The following is a 16,441-nucleotide window of genomic DNA, read 5'->3' on the forward strand; positions in this document are numbered from 1 at the left end:
ATGCCGACTGATGAACACCCCGACACCGTCCTCACCGAAGGCACCGTGACCAGTGGCGGTCACACCACCGCCTACCTCGCCGCCGGGCCCGAGGACGGTCCGCTGATCGTCTTCGTCCACGGCTGGCCGGCCATCGCGCGTACCTGGAAGCACCAGCTCACCGCGTTCGGCGCGCTCGGCTTCCGGGCCGTCGCGCCGGACATGCGCGGCTACGGCGGATCCACCGTCCACCCCGACCGCGCCGCCTACGCGCAGCAGCACGTGGTCGCTGACATGGTCGCCCTCCTCGACCACCTCGGGCGCGAGCGGGCCGTGTGGGTCGGACACGACTGGGGCTGCGCCACCGTGTGGGGGCTCGCCGCCCACCACCCCGAACGCTGCGCCGCCGTCAGCGGGATCTGCGTCCCGTACGGGGTGCTCGAACGCGGCCTGGAGACCCTGGTGCGCCACGTCGACCGGTCGATCTACCCGGCCGACACCCACCCGTACGCGCAGTTCGACTACATCGACTACTACCGCCGCCAACCCGAGCGCGCCGCGCGGGTCTTCGAGGCCGAGCCGTACCGCACGGTCAAGGCGCTCTACCGGCGCGGCAACCCGGACGCCTTCGGCAAGCCGGCCGTCACCTCGACGGTGACCCGGGACGGCGGCTGGTTCGGCGGCGCCGACGCGGCCCCGGACGTCCCGGCCGACACCGTCGTCCTCGACGCGGAACTCCTGGCCGAACTGGGCGCCTCGTTCGCCCGCAACGGCTTCTCCGCGCCCACCGCCTACTACCTCAACGACGAGGCCAACCTCGCCTACACCGAGACCTCGGTGGACGGCGGCCGGCTCGCGATGCCGGTGCTCTTCATCGGCGCCCGGTACGACGCGGTCGCCGACACCTCGTTCACCCGGCTCGCCGAGCCCATGCGCGAGCACTGCGCTGACCTCACCGAGGCCACCGTGGACACCGGCCACTGGGCGCCCATGGAACGCCCCGCCGAGGTCAACGCCGCCCTGGCCGGCTGGCTCGCACGGAAGGTACCCGGGCAGTGGCCGGGCGCGTGACCGCGGGTTGACGGCGCCGGTGCTCGCGTCGTCCTCGCCGTGGGCCGCGGTGCGGGTCACCGGGCCAGAGGCGTCAGGGACACGTCAGGGTCCGCTCAGGGGCGTTCCGGGGGCTTACCCGATGGCCGCGGGGTGGGGCGAGGGGCCACTCTGGTCCGGAAGTTGATCACGTACCGCAGACCAGCACGCATGGAGTTGCCTGATGACCCGTCACCCTCGCCGCGCGGCGGCGTTCGGCCTGGTGGCCGCGGCCGTGGTGACCGCCGTGGCGGCGACCGGACCGCAGGCGTCCGCCGCGGCACGGCACACCGCCACCGCCGTCACCTCGCCGGCCCCGCACGCCGTACCCCCGCTGGACCCGGCCGCGTTGCGGGCGGCCATCGAACCGCGAACCGGGGACGGGGCTGCCGGGGTGATCGCCCGCGTCGGACGGCCCGGACAACTGTGGACCGGATCGACCACCGACTCCGTGACGGGCCGGCGGATACCGCCGGACGCCCACTTCCACATCGGCAGCATCTCCAAGACCTTCGAGTCGGTGATCGCCCTCCAACTCGCCTCCGAAGGCAAGCTCGACCTCGACCGCAGCGTGCAGCAGTACCTGCCCGGGCTGCTGCCGGACACCTTCCGGCCCATCACCGTACGGCAGTTGCTCGACTTCACCAGCGGCCTGCCCGACGTGGACGAGGGCGCCCCGGCGCCCACCACCGACGAGATGATCGCCCACCGCTACGACTACCGCACCTTCGACCAGGTCATCGAGGACACCCTGCGCCCCGCCGGCCGCCCCCGGCCCGGCCCGCACTTCGCCCCCGGCACCGAGCAGGAGTACAACAGCCTCGGCTTCCGCATCGCCGGCAAGCTGATCGAGCACCTCACCGGCCACTCCTTCAAGGACGAGGTCACCGCGCGCGTCCTGGAGCCCCTGCGCCTGACCCACACCTCGGTGCCCGAGGACGATCCGCGCATGCCCCGCCCCTACCTGCACGGCTACCTCACCGGCAGCGACGGCCGGCCGGTGGACGTCAGCGAACAGGGCGGCGACCCGTCCAACATGATCTCCACCCCGGCCGACCTCGACCACTTCATCACCGCGCTCTTCTCCGGACGCCTGCTGCCCGCCGCGTGGCTGGACCAGATGTTCACCCTCCCCGAGGGAGCGGACGGCAAGCCGGTGCCCTACCACGGCACCTCCAACTGCGTGCGGCCGGACGGCACGGCGGGCCCCGCGTGCTTCGGGGTGGGCCTGATGGCGGTGCCGCTGCCGGGCGGCGGCGTGCTGTGGGGGAAGACCGGGCACGACTACGGCTACGCGAACGGGATGTTCGCCACCCGGGACCTGTCCGTGCGCGGTGTCTTCTCCGTCTCCACCACCACCCGCAACGACGGCAGGCCGTCCGCGATCGGCGACCGCCTGCTGATCGCCGCGATCGCCCCGCACCCCGCCCGGCCCTGACCCGGTCGCACCACGCGCGCGGAAACCCGGCGTACCCGGGGTGGCTCCGGGCGGGCATCGGGGTACGCGGGTGGTGTCGTGCCCCTCGCCCGGCCGGACGGTCCCGGCCGGTCGCGCGGGGTCGCGGCCACCGTCGAAGCCGCTGACGTCAGGAGGCGCCCGTGACCACCGATGCCCGCCCGGAGCACAGCCGCATCGCCACCGAGGTCGCCGCCTCGGCCGACCGGCTGTGGGAGGTGGCACTCGACCTGCACACCCACCCCGAGCTGGGCTTCGAGGAGCACCGGGCGGCGGCACGGCTCACCGCGGAGCTGGAACGGGAGGGGTTCGCCGTCGAGCACGGCGCGGCCGGCCTGCCGACCGCGTTCACCGCGCGGGCCGGGCGGGGCGGCGGGCCGACGGTGGCGTTCCTGCTGGAGTACGACGCGCTGCCCGGGCTCGGCCACGCCTGCGGCCACAACCTGATCGCGGCGGCCGGACTGGGCGCCGCGGTGGCCCTCCGGCGGGCGCTGGACGAGGTGCCGGGCACGCTGCTGGTCGTCGGTACGCCCGCCGAGGAGGGCGGGGGCGGCAAGGCGGTGGAGGCGGACGCCGGGGTGTTCGACGGCGTCGACGCGGCGTTGATGTTCCACCCCGGGGTGGAGAGCTGGTCGTGGGCGCCGCTGACCGCGCAGGTGCAGTACCAGGTCGCCTTCCACGGCCGCTCGGCCCACCCGACCGGCAACCCCACCGAGGGCATCGACGCGCTCGGCGCGCTGATCCAGGTCTTCAACACCCTCGGCGTCCTCCAGCGCAGGCTCCCCGCCGCCTCGCACGTCCAGGGCATCGTCACCGACGGCGGACGGGCCACCAACATCGTGCCGGAGTACGCCGAGGGGCGCTTCGGACTGCGCGCGGCCACCACGGCGGCGCTGGAGGAGCTGATCGCGGAGGTGTCCCGGTGCGCCGAGGGCGTCGCGCTGGCGACCGGCACCACGGTGGAGATCACCCGGGCCTCGACGCTCTACGAGCACTTCCGCGTCAACGACACCCTCGCCCGGGTCTTCACCGGCCACCTCGCGCGCGCCGGGATCACCGCCACGGAGCCCGAGCCGGGGGTGTACCTCGGCTCGTCGGACGTGGGCAACGTCAGCACCCGGGTGCCGACGATCCACCCGTTCGTCGCCATCATGGACCCCGACGGATCCGACCACACCCCGCGGTTCGCGGCGGCGGCGGCCTCCGAACGCGGTCGCCGCACCATGCTGGCCGCCGCCGAGGCGCTCGCCGGCACCGCGGCCGACCTCCTGGCCGACCCGGAACTCGGCCGCCGGGCCTGGGCGGAACTGCGCGCCCGGGCCGCCGCCGAGCGCTGACCCCAACGGCGCGCTCCCGCGCGGGAGTTCGGCATCCAACCGCCCCGCGCCGGGCAGAAGATCTGTATGACCGGGGCGGACACCCCGGCGAACGTGGAGGGGCGACGTGACGCAACAGGATCCGACCGGGCTGGCCGCGCTCACCGACGACGAACTGCGCACCCACGTCCGGATCATGCTGGAGGGCCGCAGCCGGCGCGGCCCGGCCGAGTGGGCGTTGACCGGTCTGGACGACGAGGTCTACGAGGAGATCGAGCGCCGCGTCCCCGCGTGCGCCGCGCTCCGGCGCCGGCAGGACGAACTCCTCCACGCCGACCTCGAACGCCGCCGCCGGCACGACCCCACCACCCCCCAGGTCTCCGACTACGCCGACAACGGCCACCCCTGGGCCGACCCCGACGCGGAACGCGCGTACGTCCGGGCCCGCGACGAGTGGCGCCGGCTGATGGCCGGGTGGCTGGACGCGAGCGGCTGACCCGCGTCGTTCAGCGGTCCTTCTCGTCGGTCTCCTCAGGGGTTTCGGAATCCTCCGGGGTGAGTCCGCGCAGGGGGTCGTTGCGGGCGGTGGCGCTGTCGGAGTAGCCCTCGGCGGCGCTCGCGGTGCCGGGGAGGGAGCGCTCGCGGGCGCGCTGTTCGCGTCCGGAGTGGGCGCCGGGGCCGCGGTCGGCGGGGTCCTCGGCGGTGTCCGGGGCGTCGTGGCGGCGCTTGTCGTTCCGTCGGGGCATGGTGGTCGCCATCCTCGTGCTCGGTGGCCGCGCGTCCTCGGTGCGGCGGTCGCGGCGCCGGGTACCCGGCGCCGCCCGGGGGAAACGGGCGGCGCCGGTCACCCCTGGTGCCGACGCATAGCACCGGACGCCGCTCACCGGGCAGAACCCTAGGTGCCGAGCAGCGCCGTCAGCAGCCGGTCGACGTGCTCGCGCAGGTGGCCGGGGGAGGGGGCGCGGGACTGCGCGGAGCCGGCCGTGGTGTGGAAGAGGACGCCGTCGCACCAGGCCATCAGCAGGGCCGCGTGGTGGTCGGGGTCGGCGCTGCCGGCGGCGGTCAGCAAGGCGGCGGCGGTACGCCGGAACCGTTGCGCCAACGTGTCGTAGCGGGCGCGCAGTTCGGGGCGCCGGTTGGCCTCCAGGGCGAGTTCGAAGCGGGCCAGGGTGAGGGTGCGGCCCCGGGTGAGGGCGGCGTGGAGCCCGGTGACCACGGTCTCGGTGAGCACCTCGCGGGGCGGCCGGGGGTCGGGGGCGGCCTCGGGCCCGGTGGGGTAGTCGGCCGTCTCGATCTCGGCGAGCCGGTCGAGCGCCGCCTGGAGGAGGGCGGCCCGGGTGCGGGCGTGGTTGGAGGTCGAACCGGCGGGCAGCCCGGCGGCCTCGTCCACCGCGCGGTGGGTGAGGCCGCGCATGCCCCGTTCGGCGATCAGGGCGATGGCGGTGTCGGCGATGAGGGCGGCGCGCGGCGAGGTCATGCCCCGATGATGCCCGACCCCCGCGTTCACTACGGGCGTAGTGCCACGCCACTACGTCTGTAGTACCGTGGTCTCACTACAGCCGTAGTGCAGGCGAAGGGATGGCCCATGCCCACCGACCCCGTGACCTCGTGGAACGCCGCACCCGACGGCGTACCCGGACCTCCACGCGCCGTCGTCCTCGGCGGCGGCATCGGCGGATTGACCGCCGCGCTCGCCCTCGTCCGGCACGGCTGGCGGGTGCGCCTGTACGAACGCGCCGCCGCCCTCGACCCGGTCGGCGCCGGCCTCGCCGTCGCCCCCAACGCCCTGCGCGCCCTGGACGTCCTCGGGCTCGGCGACGCCGTCCGGGAACGCGCCGCCGTCCAGGGTGAGGCCGGGCTGCGCCGCCCCTCGGGCCGCTGGCTGGCCCGCACCAGCGGAGCCGAGCTGGCCCGTGCCTTCGGCGATCCGGTGGCCGTACTCCACCGCGCCGACCTGGTGGCCGTACTCGCCGCCGCGCTGCCGGACGGGGTGGTGCGCACCGGCACCCCGGCCGACGTACGCGACCCCGGCTCCGCCGACCGCCCGGCCACCGTCACGGCCGACGGCCACGACCTCACCGCCGACCTCGTCGTCGCCGCCGACGGCCTGCGCTCGCGCACCCGCGACCGGCTCTTCCCCGGCCACCCCGGACCGCGCTACTCCGGCTTCACCACCTGGCGCACCGTCATCACCGGCGGCCCCCGCCCGGTGCCCTTCGGCGAGACCTGGGGCCCCGGCGCGCTCGCCGGACTCGCGCCCCTCGTCGACGGCCGGGTCTACCTGTACGCCTCCGTCACGGCACCGGCCGGCGAACGCGCCCCGGACGGCGACGAACGGGCCGAACTGCTGCGCCGCTTCGGCCACTGGTGCGCACCGCTGCCCCAACTGCTCGCCGCCGCCGAGCCGGACGCCGTCCTCCGCCACGACGTGTACGAACTCGCCGAACCACTGCCCGCGTTCCACCACGCGAGGGTGGCCCTGCTCGGCGACGCGGCCCACGCCATGACCCCGTTCCAGGGCCAGGGCGCCTGCCAGGCCGTGGAGGACGCGGTGGTGCTGGCCCACCTCGTGCGCCCCGGCGAGGACCCGTACCGGGCGCTGCCCGCCTACACCGCGGCCCGGCTGCCCCGCACCACCGGCGTGGTGGCCCGCTCCCGCAGGGTCGGCCGGGCGGTCGCGGTGACGGCGCCGCCCGCCGTGCTGCTGCGGGACGCGGCGCTCGCGCTCGCCGGACGGCTGCCGCGCGCCGCCGTGGTACGGGCGACGGCGCCGACGTTCGGCTGGCGTCCGCCGGCCGCCCCCGCGCCGTGACGCCGGGTGGCGTCCGTCACGGCTCCTCGAACCCCGCCGCCGTCCGCCGCGCCGACCGCTGCGCCGCGGCGCTGGAGGCGACCGCCCCGAGGACCGTGATCGCCACCCCGATGCCGGTGATCAGCAGCCAGCCGGGCACGCTGGCCCGGGCGAACCCGGCCGCCAGGTCACCGCCGGCACCGGCGGCCACGATGGCACCGAAGACCGCCACCCCCAGCGACTGGCCCACCTGCCGGCTGCTGGAGGCGACCGCCCCGGCCACCCCGGCCCGGCTGCGCGGCATCCCGGCCATCGCGGTGTTGTTCACCGGCGTGTTGGCACCGCCGAAGCCCAGCCCCAGCAGGGCGTACCCGGTCAGCAGCGGCACCGAGGAACGGGTGCCGACCACGGCCATGGTCAGCAACGCCGCCCCGCTCACGCACAGCCCCGCCGCCACCAGCGCCACCACCGCGCCCCGCGACCGCACCAGCCGCCCCGACAACTGCGCCCCCACCGCCGTACCCACCGCCATCGGCAGGGTGTAGAGCCCGGCGCGCGACGGTGAGTAGCCGCGGACGTCCTGGAGGTAGAGGGTGTTGAGGAAGAGGAAGCCGCCGATGGCCGCGTAGGTCAGCACCGCGATCACCATCGAGGTGGTGAACGGCACGCTGCGGAAGAACCGGAAGTCGATCAGCGGATCGCGGCGCCGCCGTTCCACCGGGCCGAGGGCCACCGCCGCGAGCACCGCCGGCACCGCGCCCAGCACGGTCCGCGGCGACCACAACCCCGCCCTGGGCACCTCGATGATGGTGAAGACCACCCCGGCCAGCAGCACCAGGACGAGCCCCTGCCCGGCCAGATCGGGCCCGCCGCGCGCCGGCGACCTGCTCTCCGGGACGAACAGCCGGGCGCAGACGGCCACCGCCAGCGCCACCGGGATACCGGCCCAGAACACCGACCGCCAGCCGCACGCCTGCACCAGCACCCCGCCCAGCACCGGCCCCGAGGCCATCCCCAGCCCCACCGCCGCCCCCCACACCCCGAACGCGCGGGCCCGCGCCTGCGGTTGGGGGAAGACGTTGCCGATGATGGACATCCCGACCGGGTTGAGCATCGAGGCGCCCACCGCCTGCACCACCCGGAACGCCACCAGCCAGCCGGTGCTCGGCGCCAGACTGCTCAGCAGCGAACCCGCCGCGAACGCCACCAGCCCGGTGCCGAAGACCCGCCGCCTGCCGAACCGGTCGCCCAGCGAACCGCTGAGGATCAGCAGCGAGGCCAGGGTGAGCAGATAGGAGTCGACGATCCACTGCAACCCGGCCACACCAGGCCGCAGTTGGGTCCGGATGTCCGGCAGCGCCACGTTGACGATGGTGTTGTCCAGGTTCACCAGGAAGGTGCTCATGCACGCGATGGCCAGCACCAGCCGCTTGCGGGCCGGCGACAGGGCCGCGGGCGACGGCACCCGGCCGCCGCCCGCGCCCTGCCCGCCGCCGGCGGTCACCACCGGCTCAGCGGACATGCCTGGTGTCGTGGAACCGGATGCGCAGCAGATGGCGTCCGTGGTCCCGGAACGCGGTACGGGCGTGCACCGCGCGGTGGTTGTCCACCAGGACGAGGCTGTCGTCCCCGAGCGTGGTGCGGACTTCCTGCGGTGCCTCCCGCAGCGCCGTCTCCAGAATTCCGATGGCCTCCCGCAACGCCGGGTGGTCGTACTCCGGACGTTCGGCGAGGCCCTTTTCCACGGTGTCCTTCCGCCACCGCAGGGTGTTGTGTTCACCGAGGATCGGCGCGAAGGTGTAGACGCGTTCCTCGGCCTTGCCGGAATCGGTGTACACCGAGGGAATGCGGAAGGGGACGTCGAGCGCCTGCAACACCTTCATGGCCCGCCGCCCCTGCGCGGTGGCGCCCATGAACTCCAGGATGTGGGCATTGGCCCGCAGCAGGCTCTCGCCGCCGCCGCAGCGCGCCGCGCGCACCGCGTAGAGCAGGAAGTACCGTTCCGGATCCGGGTAGTACTGGGCGTCGGTATGGTAGGCCGCCTCCGAGTCCAGCTCCGAGTAGGTGGCGAAGTAGTCGCCGTTCCTGGCCCGCGCGGTGACCGGCCAGACCACCTGGCTGTGCCGGGGATCGGTGCCGGTGGGGTAACCCAGGCCGAGGGCGAGCGAGTAGAGCATCACCCCCCGGTCCTCCACGTCGAGGCCGGCCAGGTGGGTTCGCGGCACCACCACCACGCTGTCGGTGCGCAGCACCTCGGTCAGGGTCCGGACCACGCCGGACAGTCGCTCGCAGGACGCCAGCAGCGCCGCGCGCAACTCGTCGGGGCGGTCGGACGGGGTGAGCCCGCTGCCGTACACCGGTGTGCCGAAATGGCGTTCCAGAACGTCGTGCGCCGCGGGGAGGTCGTCCGCCCATTCCGGGTCGACCTCGATTTCCACGATGTGGTCGGCGAGCGGTTTACGGGCGATTGTTTCACTCATGGTGCTGCTCCGATTCCGTGGGCTTCACGAACTGACGGGGTGCATGAGTGGTGCGTTGCGCCGTGCCGAGGGAATGTGCCGGCGGGAAGTGGGCCGGCCGCGCCCAGTATTCATGGCGTGGAGATCGGGCGAAGTGACGACCGTCACTCGGCAAGTAAAAGGCACGTTAAAGCGCGCTGGTGAGCGCCCCTTACATCCGCGGGGGCGGACGGGGGCGGCGACGTCCGGTCCCGGTGGCGGGAGGGCGGGGCGCGGCGGGCGGCGCGGTCCGGCGGGGTTACCGTGTGGTGACCCGTCGGCGGTGACCGGCGGACGGGCGGCCCGCCTCTTCCCGTGCCGCCCGGGAAACCCCATGAAAGGTGCGGACATGACCACCGTGCACGGTACCTCCCTGGACCTCCCCACCCCGGACGGCGCCGCCGACGCCTACCTCGCCCACCCCGACGACAACGCCCCGCACCCCGGCGTCCTGCTGTTCATGGACGCGTTCGGGCTGCGTCCCTCGCTGGAGGCGATGGCCCGCCGGCTCGCCGGGCACGGTTACACGGTGCTGGTGCCCAACGTCTTCTACCGGGCGGGGCGCGCCCCGATCGTGGAGCTGCCGGAGTTCATCGACCCCCGCGAGCGGCCGGAGATCTTCGAGCACCTCTTCCCGGTGATGCAGTCGCTCACCCCGCAGCTCGCCGTGCGGGACGCCGGTGCCTACCTCGACTGGATGGCCGCCTCCCCGCTGGTGGCCGACGGCCCGGTGGGTGCCACCGGCTACTGCATGGGCGGTGCGCTCGCGCTCCGCGCCGCGGCGGCCCACCCCGGGCGGATCGCCGCGGTCGGCGCCTTCCACACCGGCCGCCTGGTCACCGACGCCGAGGACAGCCCGCACCGGCTCCTCGGTGACGTCACCGCCGAGCTGTACTTCGGCCACGCCGACCAGGACCCGTCGATGACGGCCGACCAGATCAAGACGCTGGAGCAGACGCTGGACGCGGCGGGCGCGCGCTACCGCAGCGAGCTGTACGCGGGCGCCCACCACGGATACACCCAGAACGACACCGCGGCTTACAACGCCGAGGCGGACGAGCGGCACTGGCGCGACCTGCTGGAGCTGTTCGGGCGCACGCTCTGACGTGGCGAAGGCCCCCGCGGAGCCGTCCGGGGAAACGGAAAACAAGTAAAGTCGGGGTAAATAGCCTGCTATGGTGATGTGTTGGCCTGAATTCTTGACGAAGGACTGCGCATGACCATGCCGCCCCCCGGCACCGACCCCGGACCGTCCCCCTGGGGCCCGCCGCCGCCCTACCCCGGGCCGTTGCTGCCGCTGACCCAGCCGCGCAACGGCCTGGGGGTCGCCGCGCTGGTGGTCGGCATCGTCGGGGTGTTCATCGGCTTCGTCCCGTTCCTCTTCTGGTTCTCCGGCGTCCTCGGCGTACTCGGCCTGGTCTTCGGCCTGGTCGGGGTCGGCCGCGCCCGTAACGGCACCGCCACCAACAAGGGCGTCGCCGTGGCCGGCAGCATCCTGGGCGGGGTGGCCGTCGTGATGGCGATAGCCGGCGTCGTCCTCTCCGCGATCTTCCTCAAGCACGTCGCCGCCAAGGTCCGCGCGGACGAACACCGCCGCATCGCCTCCGCCGCCCCCGCCGACCCCTCCGCCGACAAACCCCTCAGCTTCGGCCGCACCCGAAGTTACGAGGACGGGGTGGCCGTCACCGTCTCCCAGCCCCACCGCTACCGCCTCGGCGACATCGCCGTCGGCCACCACAAGGGCGACCTGGCGGTCCAGGTGGAGATCACCATCGTCAACGGCGGCCACAAGCCCCTCGACATCAACGGCACGCTGCCCACGATGCGGGACGCGGACGGCGACGAGACCGACGTCGTCTACGACGGCGACGGAGCCACCAAGCCCTTCGCCGGCCGGCTCCGCCCCGGCGAGAAGGCGGCGACCACCTTCACCTTCTCCGTCTCCCCCGACGCGGCCGACGAGGTACGGGTGGAACTCTCCCCGGACATCGAGCACGACGACGCCACCTGGAGCGGCCGGATCGGCTAGGCGCGCGGTGCGCGGAACGTCACCGGCCCCGCCACCTCGGCGGACGCTTCTCGGCGAAGGCACGCGGCCCCTCCGCCGCGTCCTCGGAACGCAGCACCGGGGCGATGATCTCGTCTTGGAGCCGGAAGGCGTCCGCCTCCGCCATGCCCACCGCCTCGTGGAGCACGTGCTTGACGGCGGCGATGGACAGCGGTGCGTTGCGGGCCGTCGCCGAGGCCAGCTCCAGCGCCGCCGCGACCGCCCCGCCGGGATCGGTCAGCCGGTTGACCAGCCCCAGTTCCGCGGCGCGCGGCGCGGTCAACGGGGCGCCGGTGAGCAGGAGTTCGGCCGCGATGTTGCGCGGGATGCGTTGCGGCAGCCGCAGCAGGCCGCCTTCCGGGGCGACGATGCCCCGGGTGACCTCCGGCAGCCCGAACCGGGCCTCGGTGGAGGCGGTCACCAGGTCGCAGGCGAGCACCATCTCGGTGCCGCCGCCCAGCGCCCACCCCTCGACGGCCGCGACCAGCGGCTTGGGCAGCGTCGCGCGGGTCAGTCCGCCGAAGCCACGGCCCGGCAGCACCGGGGTCTCACCGCGCGCGAACGCCTTGAGGTCCATCCCGGCGCTGAAGTCCCCGCCGGCCCCGGTCAGTACACCGGCGCGCAGCGCGGACTCCTCGGTGAGGCGGTCGAGCGCGGCGGCGAGCGCCTGCGCCATGGCCCGGTCCACGGCGTTCTTCGCGTGCGGCCGGTTGAGCGTGATCAGCAGGACGCCGTCGCGTTCCTCGGTGAGCACCGGGGCGTCGTCGGCGGTCGGGGTCTGGGACATCGGATGCCTCTCGCGTCACATCAGCCGGAACCGGTCACCTCGGCGATCCGGTCCGGCGGGTAGCCGATCTCGGCGAGCACCGAGGCGGTGTGCTCTCCCAGTTCGGGGCAGTGCCGGCGGACGCCGTCGGAACTCGCCGAGAAACGCACCGGGTTGCCGATCACCCGGTAGTCGCCCTCGTGCGGATGGTGCTGGACGTCGAGCATGTGACCGGCCGCCCAGTAGTCGTGCTCGCCGGCGTGGTCCAGGTCCATCACCGGGGCGAACGGGATGCTGTGCTCGCCGCAGAACCGCTGCCACTGCGCGGTGGTGAAGCGCGGGGTGTACTCGGCGACGGCCTCGTACAACTCGCCCAGCTGGTTCTGGAACCGCTCCGGGGTGAAGCGCTCCATCACCTCGGGGTGGCCGACGAACTCGAAGAAGTCGGCGGCGTTGCGGTGGTTGTACGGCAGGATGCAGGCCCAGCCGTCCTTGGTGGGCAGCGCCTTGTGGCCGGGGGCCAGCGAGCGGGGGAACCCCACCGGCCCGGCCTGCGGCTCCCAGGCCCGGCCGCCGATGTGTTCCACCAGCGTGAAGGCGAACATCGTGTCGGCCATCGGCACCTCGACATGCTGTCCCCGGCCGGTGCGTTCCCGGGCGACGAGCGCGGCCAGCACCGAGTAGACGATGGTCAGCCCGCACACCTTGTCGGCGAGCGCGGTCGGGATGTAGTACGGCTCGCCGGTGACCCGGCGCATCAGGTCGACCATCCCGGAGGTCGCCTGGATCACCTCGTCGTAGGCGGCGAGGTCGGCGGCGGGGGAGTCGGAGCGGAACCCCTGCGCGTTGCAGTACACCAGCCGCGGGTTGGCCTCGGCCAGGTCGTCGTAGGTCAGGCCCAGCTTGCGCAGCGCGCGCGGACGCATGTTGGTGACCAGGATGTCGGCGGTGGCGATCAGGTCGAGGGCGGCCTGCTTGCCGGCGGGCTGCTTCAGGTCGAGGACGACGCTGCGTTTGTTGCGGGTGAGGTTGAGGGCGAGCGCCCCGGTGCTGTCGGCGTCCCGCCGGTGCAGCAGACGCATCACGTCGCCGCCGGGCGGCTCGATCTTGATGACGTCGGCGCCGAGGTCACCGAGGATCTGGCAGGCGTACGGTCCCATGATGACGCCGGCCAGGTCGATGACCCGGACGCCGTCGAGGGCGGGAAGCGCGCCGGTGGACGGGTTGGCTGCGGAAGTCATGGAGTCCTCGTCGGTGGTCGGGGGCGGACGGGTCACACGAAGGCGCTGAAACCGGTGCAGGCACGGCCGACGATCAGCGAGTTCATGTCGCGGGTGCCCTCGTAGGAGTAGAGCGCCTCGGCGTCGGCGAAGAACCGGGCCACGTCGTACTCCAGCAGGATGCCGTTGCCGCCGAAGACCTCACGGGCCCAGGCGACGGTCTCCCGCATCCGGGTGGTGCAGAACATCTTGGCCAGCGCCGCCTGGGCGTCGTTGAGCTTGTCCTGGTCGTGCAGTTCGGCCATGCGCATCACCATCGCCTGGCAGGCGGTGATGTTGCCGAGCATGCGGGAGAGCAGGTCCTGGACGAGCTGGAAGCCGCCGATCGGACGGCCGAACTGCTCGCGTTCGACCGCGTACGCCCGGGCCGCCTCGTAGGCGCCCATCGCGCACCCGGTCGCGCTCCACGCCACCCCGCCGCGGGTGGTCTTCAGCACCCGTGCGGTGTCCCGGAAGCTGTTGGCGCGTTGCAGCCGGTTCTCCTCCGGCACCCGTACGTCGTCCAGCACGATGTGGGCGTTGTGCACACCACGCAGCGAGATCTTCTGCCGCAGCCGCTCCGGGGTGAACCCGGGGGTGCCCTGCTCCACCACGAACCCCTTGACCTGGTTGTCCGCCTCGTCGCGGGCCCAGATGACGACCAGGTCGGCGAAGGTGGCGTTGCCGATCCACTTCTTCTCGCCGTTGAGCACCCAGGTGTCGCCCTCGCGGCGGGCGGTGGTGGTCAGGCCGCCGGCGGTGCCGGAGCCGACCAGTGGTTCGGTGAGCCCGAAGGCGCCGATCCTCTCCCAGCGCACCATCGACGGCAGCCAGCGTTCCTTCTGCTCGTCCGAGCCGCACTCCCGGATCGACCCCATGCCCAGGCCGCCGTGGACCCCGAAGAAGGTGGCGAAGGAGGGGTCCACCCGGGCCATCTCCATGCCGATCATCCCGGTCAGCAGATAGCTGCGCGGGGCCACGCTCGGGTCGTCGGCGTAGGTGCCGGTGATGTTGAGTTCCCGGATCCGGTCGCGCAGGTGCAGCGGGCTCTCCTCGGCCGCCCACCGCTCGTTGGCCCCCGGACGCACCTCGCGGTCGAGGAAGTCACGTACCCGTTCCAGGGTGGCCCGTTCGTCCGCGGTGAGGACGTCCCTGATGTGGAAGAAGTCGGCCTCCACGGCGGCCTGGTCGATCCTTTTCTGCCTGACGGACATGGCGGTCCCTTCGGTTGGGTCGGGGTGGACGTCAGTGCGCGGAGCCGTGGTCGGCCGGGGTCCGGCCGAGCGCGCGCAGCACGGCGATCTGGCCCCGGTCGCGCTCGGCCTCCAGCTCCTGGTACGGCCGCCCGCCGAAGTCCCGTTCCGCCTGCCGCGACAGGAGCCGCACGGTGGCCTCGTCGAACCGGGGATGGCCGAGCCCGGCCCACCCCGCCTCCATGTTGCGTCCGAAGTGCTCCAGGAAGTCGGTCAGTCCGCCGGGGCCGCCGCCGAGGTGGAAGGTGCGGAACGGACCGGCCACCGCCCAGCGCAGCCCGATCGAGGAGGTCACCACGTCGTCCAGTTCCGCCTCGGTGACCACGCCTTCGGCCACCAGGTGGACCGCCTCGCGGAAGAGCGCCGACTGGAGCCGGTTGGCCACGAAGCCGGGCACCTCCTTGTGGATCACCTGGGGGCGTTTGCCCAGCGCCCGGTAGAAGGCGACGGCCTCGGTGACCACCGACTCGTCGGTGAGCTGACCGGGCACCACCTCCACCAGCGGCACCAGGTGCGGCGGGTTGAACGGGTGGCCGACCAGCAGCCGGCCCGGCCGGCGCATGTCCTGGCAGATGTCGGTGGCCCGCAGCCCCGAGGTGGAGCTGAGCAGCAGCGCCCCGGCGGGCGCCGCCTCCTCGACGGCGGCGAACAACTGCCGCTTGAAGTCGAGCCGTTCGGGCCCGTTCTCCTGCACCACGTCGGCGTCGGCGACGGCCCGGGCGAGGTCCGGTTCGAAGGACAGCCGCGCGTCGAGGTCCTCGACGGGCAGCCCGAGCGCGCGCAGCGCCGGCGCGATCAGCGGCAGCGCCCGGCGTACCCGGGACTCGACGTCGGGCTGCGGGTCGCTGACGGTGACGCGCAGCCCGTGGGCCAGCATCACCGCGGCCCAGGAGATCCCGATGACCCCCGGCGCCCACCAGGGTGACCCGGGAGCGCCGGGAGAGTACGTCGGCGGCCGGTGGCGGGGTGTTCATGGTGGCGTGCTCCTTGCCCCGGTCCCGGGCGGGACCGGTCGTGGGTTGCCGGATTCCGCGGCCGGGTACGGTGCCGCCGGCGGGGAACGCGGGTCAGCCGGCCGGGTAGGGGCCGGTGTCCGCCGCGTGACCCGGGGCGGCACCGGTGAGGTAGTCGTGGACCACCTGGGCTCTGCCCAGCGAGAGGTCGGTGAGGATGTGACAGGCGTCGACCACCTCACGCACCGGCAGATCGGCCATGGGCGCCAGCGCGTGCGCGAACAACTGCAACCGGGCCGGACCCGACCAGGCGCCCTTGACGGTCAGGTCGGTGATCCGGGTGCGCACCAACTCGCAGATGCGGGGCCGTCCGTCGTACCCCGGCACCGTCTTGAGCAGGTACGCCGGGGTGCCGATCCGCTCCCGGGCCGCCTCGGGGTCCACGACCCGGTGCTTGTAGCCCATCGTCGCGGTGGCCACCCGCAGCGAACCGTAGTCGACGGTGCCCACCAGCGTGTCGGAGTCCACCTGGAGCCGGGGCGCCCCGGTCTTCTTCGGGTAGGCGCCGACCTCCCGGCCACTGGCGATGGCCGGGCCGCTGTCGACGTACATCGCGTGGGCGTACTCGCCGCGTTCGCCCTCGTACTCGACGGCGATCAGCTGGCCCGCCTCGGTGTAGTCACCGAGCCCGGTCACGTCCGGCATCCGCATCACCTCGAACCGCACCAGCGGCTCGGTGACGCGCAACGGCTCCGGCACCAGGCGGCGCACCACGTCGATGTCGGTCAGGTAGCTGACGGTGAGGTATTCGCGGTCGGTGAAGCGGTAGGGGGGAGCGGGAAAAGCCGGGCCTGCCAGCGGTGTGGTGGAGTGCTTGAGCACGTCCTCGGCTCGCACCTGCTTGCCTCCTGACGGCTCGCGGGGTGTTCCGGGCATCCAAGACGTCTCCTCGCCGAGCGGGTGCCCGCCAGGGGAGGGGCGCAGTACCGCGCCTCGCGTGAGGTGGGTCACTTCATCCTGGCACGCGGGGAGCG

At 73.6% G+C, this 16,441-nt stretch carries 16 protein-coding genes; 7 read left to right on the forward strand and 9 right to left on the reverse strand.

Features of this window, described 5'->3' with window-relative positions; all coding sequences use genetic code 11:
- The 4 genes from SCATT_RS31955 to SCATT_RS31970 all read left to right on the forward strand — a co-directional run bounded on the left by SCATT_RS31955 (position 1) and on the right by SCATT_RS31970 (position 4,336).
- Positions 1–1,050, forward strand: a complete 1,050-nt coding sequence (locus tag SCATT_RS31955; protein ID WP_014151220.1) for an alpha/beta fold hydrolase — start codon at positions 1–3, stop codon at positions 1,048–1,050.
- Positions 1,051–1,252: 202 nt separating this feature from the next.
- The gene (locus tag SCATT_RS31960) at positions 1,253–2,506 is read left to right on the forward strand and encodes a serine hydrolase domain-containing protein (RefSeq protein ID WP_014151219.1); all 1,254 of its coding nucleotides are present in this window, start codon (positions 1,253–1,255) and stop codon (positions 2,504–2,506) included.
- A gap of 161 nt (positions 2,507–2,667) precedes the next feature.
- Positions 2,668–3,861: an amidohydrolase gene (locus SCATT_RS31965; RefSeq protein WP_014151218.1), complete on the forward strand. Its 1,194-nt coding sequence runs from the start codon at positions 2,668–2,670 to the stop codon at positions 3,859–3,861.
- A 106-nt stretch (positions 3,862–3,967) separates the two neighbouring features.
- Positions 3,968–4,336, forward strand: coding sequence for a hypothetical protein (locus SCATT_RS31970; protein ID WP_014151217.1), 369 nt, complete (start codon positions 3,968–3,970; stop codon positions 4,334–4,336).
- A gap of 10 nt (positions 4,337–4,346) precedes the next feature.
- On the opposite strand, the gene SCATT_RS31975 is transcribed toward SCATT_RS31970, so the two are convergent.
- Positions 4,347–4,586 (reverse strand): hypothetical protein, encoded by a 240-nt coding sequence (locus SCATT_RS31975; RefSeq protein WP_014151216.1) that lies wholly within the window; start codon positions 4,584–4,586, stop codon positions 4,347–4,349.
- Positions 4,587–4,735: 149 nt separating this feature from the next.
- Entirely contained in the window at positions 4,736–5,317 is a 582-nt protein-coding gene (locus tag SCATT_RS31980) for a TetR/AcrR family transcriptional regulator (protein WP_014151215.1), read from the reverse strand.
- 108 nt (positions 5,318–5,425) lie between these two features.
- Here SCATT_RS31980 and SCATT_RS31985 point away from each other — a divergent pair, with 108 nt between their 5' ends.
- Complete coding sequence (locus SCATT_RS31985; protein WP_014151214.1) at positions 5,426–6,652, forward strand: FAD-dependent monooxygenase; 1,227 nt, start codon at positions 5,426–5,428, stop codon at positions 6,650–6,652.
- 16 nt (positions 6,653–6,668) lie between these two features.
- On the opposite strand, the gene SCATT_RS31990 is transcribed toward SCATT_RS31985, so the two are convergent.
- Both SCATT_RS31990 and SCATT_RS31995 read right to left on the reverse strand, forming a co-directional pair.
- A complete protein-coding gene (locus SCATT_RS31990; protein WP_014151213.1) occupies positions 6,669–8,153 on the reverse strand; it encodes an MFS transporter in 1,485 nt (494 codons plus the stop codon).
- Positions 8,143–9,111, reverse strand: coding sequence for a TauD/TfdA family dioxygenase (locus tag SCATT_RS31995; protein ID WP_014151212.1), 969 nt, complete (start codon positions 9,109–9,111; stop codon positions 8,143–8,145). Before SCATT_RS31995 ends, SCATT_RS31990 begins: the two co-directional genes overlap by 11 nt.
- A 367-nt stretch (positions 9,112–9,478) precedes the next feature.
- Between SCATT_RS31995 and SCATT_RS32000 the strand changes: the two genes are divergently transcribed.
- Positions 9,479–10,234: a dienelactone hydrolase family protein gene (locus SCATT_RS32000; protein WP_014151211.1), complete on the forward strand. Its 756-nt coding sequence runs from the start codon at positions 9,479–9,481 to the stop codon at positions 10,232–10,234.
- A 111-nt stretch (positions 10,235–10,345) separates the two neighbouring features.
- A complete protein-coding gene (locus tag SCATT_RS32005) occupies positions 10,346–11,158 on the forward strand; it encodes a DUF4190 domain-containing protein (protein ID WP_014151210.1) in 813 nt (270 codons plus the stop codon).
- Positions 11,159–11,177: 19 nt separating this feature from the next.
- Here the strand turns inward: SCATT_RS32005 and SCATT_RS32010 are convergent, their stop codons facing one another.
- From SCATT_RS32010 to SCATT_RS32030, 5 genes are all read right to left on the reverse strand, one after another.
- Positions 11,178–11,963, reverse strand: coding sequence for a crotonase/enoyl-CoA hydratase family protein (locus tag SCATT_RS32010; RefSeq protein WP_014151209.1), 786 nt, complete (start codon positions 11,961–11,963; stop codon positions 11,178–11,180).
- A 20-nt stretch (positions 11,964–11,983) separates the two neighbouring features.
- On the reverse strand, positions 11,984–13,183 hold the full coding sequence (locus SCATT_RS32015) for a CaiB/BaiF CoA transferase family protein (RefSeq protein ID WP_014151208.1): 1,200 nt from the start codon (positions 13,181–13,183) through the stop codon (positions 11,984–11,986).
- 32 nt (positions 13,184–13,215) lie between these two features.
- Positions 13,216–14,415, reverse strand: coding sequence for an acyl-CoA dehydrogenase family protein (locus SCATT_RS32020; protein ID WP_014151207.1), 1,200 nt, complete (start codon positions 14,413–14,415; stop codon positions 13,216–13,218).
- Between the two features lie 31 nt (positions 14,416–14,446).
- Entirely contained in the window at positions 14,447–15,331 is an 885-nt protein-coding gene (locus tag SCATT_RS32025) for a 3-hydroxyacyl-CoA dehydrogenase NAD-binding domain-containing protein (protein ID WP_042507717.1), read from the reverse strand.
- Positions 15,332–15,521: 190 nt separating this feature from the next.
- Positions 15,522–16,343: an acetoacetate decarboxylase gene (locus SCATT_RS32030; RefSeq protein ID WP_014626944.1), complete on the reverse strand. Its 822-nt coding sequence runs from the start codon at positions 16,341–16,343 to the stop codon at positions 15,522–15,524.
- Positions 16,344–16,441 lie beyond the last annotated feature (98 nt).

Source organism: Streptantibioticus cattleyicolor NRRL 8057 = DSM 46488 (assembly GCF_000240165.1).
In the GTDB taxonomy this organism is placed as follows: domain Bacteria; phylum Actinomycetota; class Actinomycetes; order Streptomycetales; family Streptomycetaceae; genus Streptantibioticus; species Streptantibioticus cattleyicolor.

Excerpts from the sequence above, each read along its gene's own strand:
- SCATT_RS31955 (WP_014151220.1), top strand. The coding sequence starts at position 1 with ATGCCGACTGATGAACACCCCGACACCGTCCTCACCGAAGGCACCGTG.
- SCATT_RS31960 (WP_014151219.1), top strand. The coding sequence starts at position 1,253 with ATGACCCGTCACCCTCGCCGCGCGGCGGCGTTCGGCCTGGTGGCCGCG.
- SCATT_RS31975 (WP_014151216.1), bottom strand. The coding sequence starts at position 4,586 with ATGCCCCGACGGAACGACAAGCGCCGCCACGACGCCCCGGACACCGCC.
- SCATT_RS31980 (WP_014151215.1), bottom strand. The coding sequence starts at position 5,317 with ATGACCTCGCCGCGCGCCGCCCTCATCGCCGACACCGCCATCGCCCTG.
- SCATT_RS31985 (WP_014151214.1), top strand. The coding sequence starts at position 5,426 with ATGCCCACCGACCCCGTGACCTCGTGGAACGCCGCACCCGACGGCGTA.
- SCATT_RS31990 (WP_014151213.1), bottom strand. The coding sequence starts at position 8,153 with ATGTCCGCTGAGCCGGTGGTGACCGCCGGCGGCGGGCAGGGCGCGGGC.
- SCATT_RS31995 (WP_014151212.1), bottom strand. The coding sequence starts at position 9,111 with ATGAGTGAAACAATCGCCCGTAAACCGCTCGCCGACCACATCGTGGAA.
- SCATT_RS32000 (WP_014151211.1), top strand. The coding sequence starts at position 9,479 with ATGACCACCGTGCACGGTACCTCCCTGGACCTCCCCACCCCGGACGGC.
- SCATT_RS32005 (WP_014151210.1), top strand. The coding sequence starts at position 10,346 with ATGACCATGCCGCCCCCCGGCACCGACCCCGGACCGTCCCCCTGGGGC.
- SCATT_RS32010 (WP_014151209.1), bottom strand. The coding sequence starts at position 11,963 with ATGTCCCAGACCCCGACCGCCGACGACGCCCCGGTGCTCACCGAGGAA.
- SCATT_RS32015 (WP_014151208.1), bottom strand. The coding sequence starts at position 13,183 with ATGACTTCCGCAGCCAACCCGTCCACCGGCGCGCTTCCCGCCCTCGAC.
- SCATT_RS32020 (WP_014151207.1), bottom strand. The coding sequence starts at position 14,415 with ATGTCCGTCAGGCAGAAAAGGATCGACCAGGCCGCCGTGGAGGCCGAC.
- SCATT_RS32025 (WP_042507717.1), bottom strand. The coding sequence starts at position 15,331 with ATGCTGGCCCACGGGCTGCGCGTCACCGTCAGCGACCCGCAGCCCGAC.
- SCATT_RS32030 (WP_014626944.1), bottom strand. The coding sequence starts at position 16,343 with ATGCCCGGAACACCCCGCGAGCCGTCAGGAGGCAAGCAGGTGCGAGCC.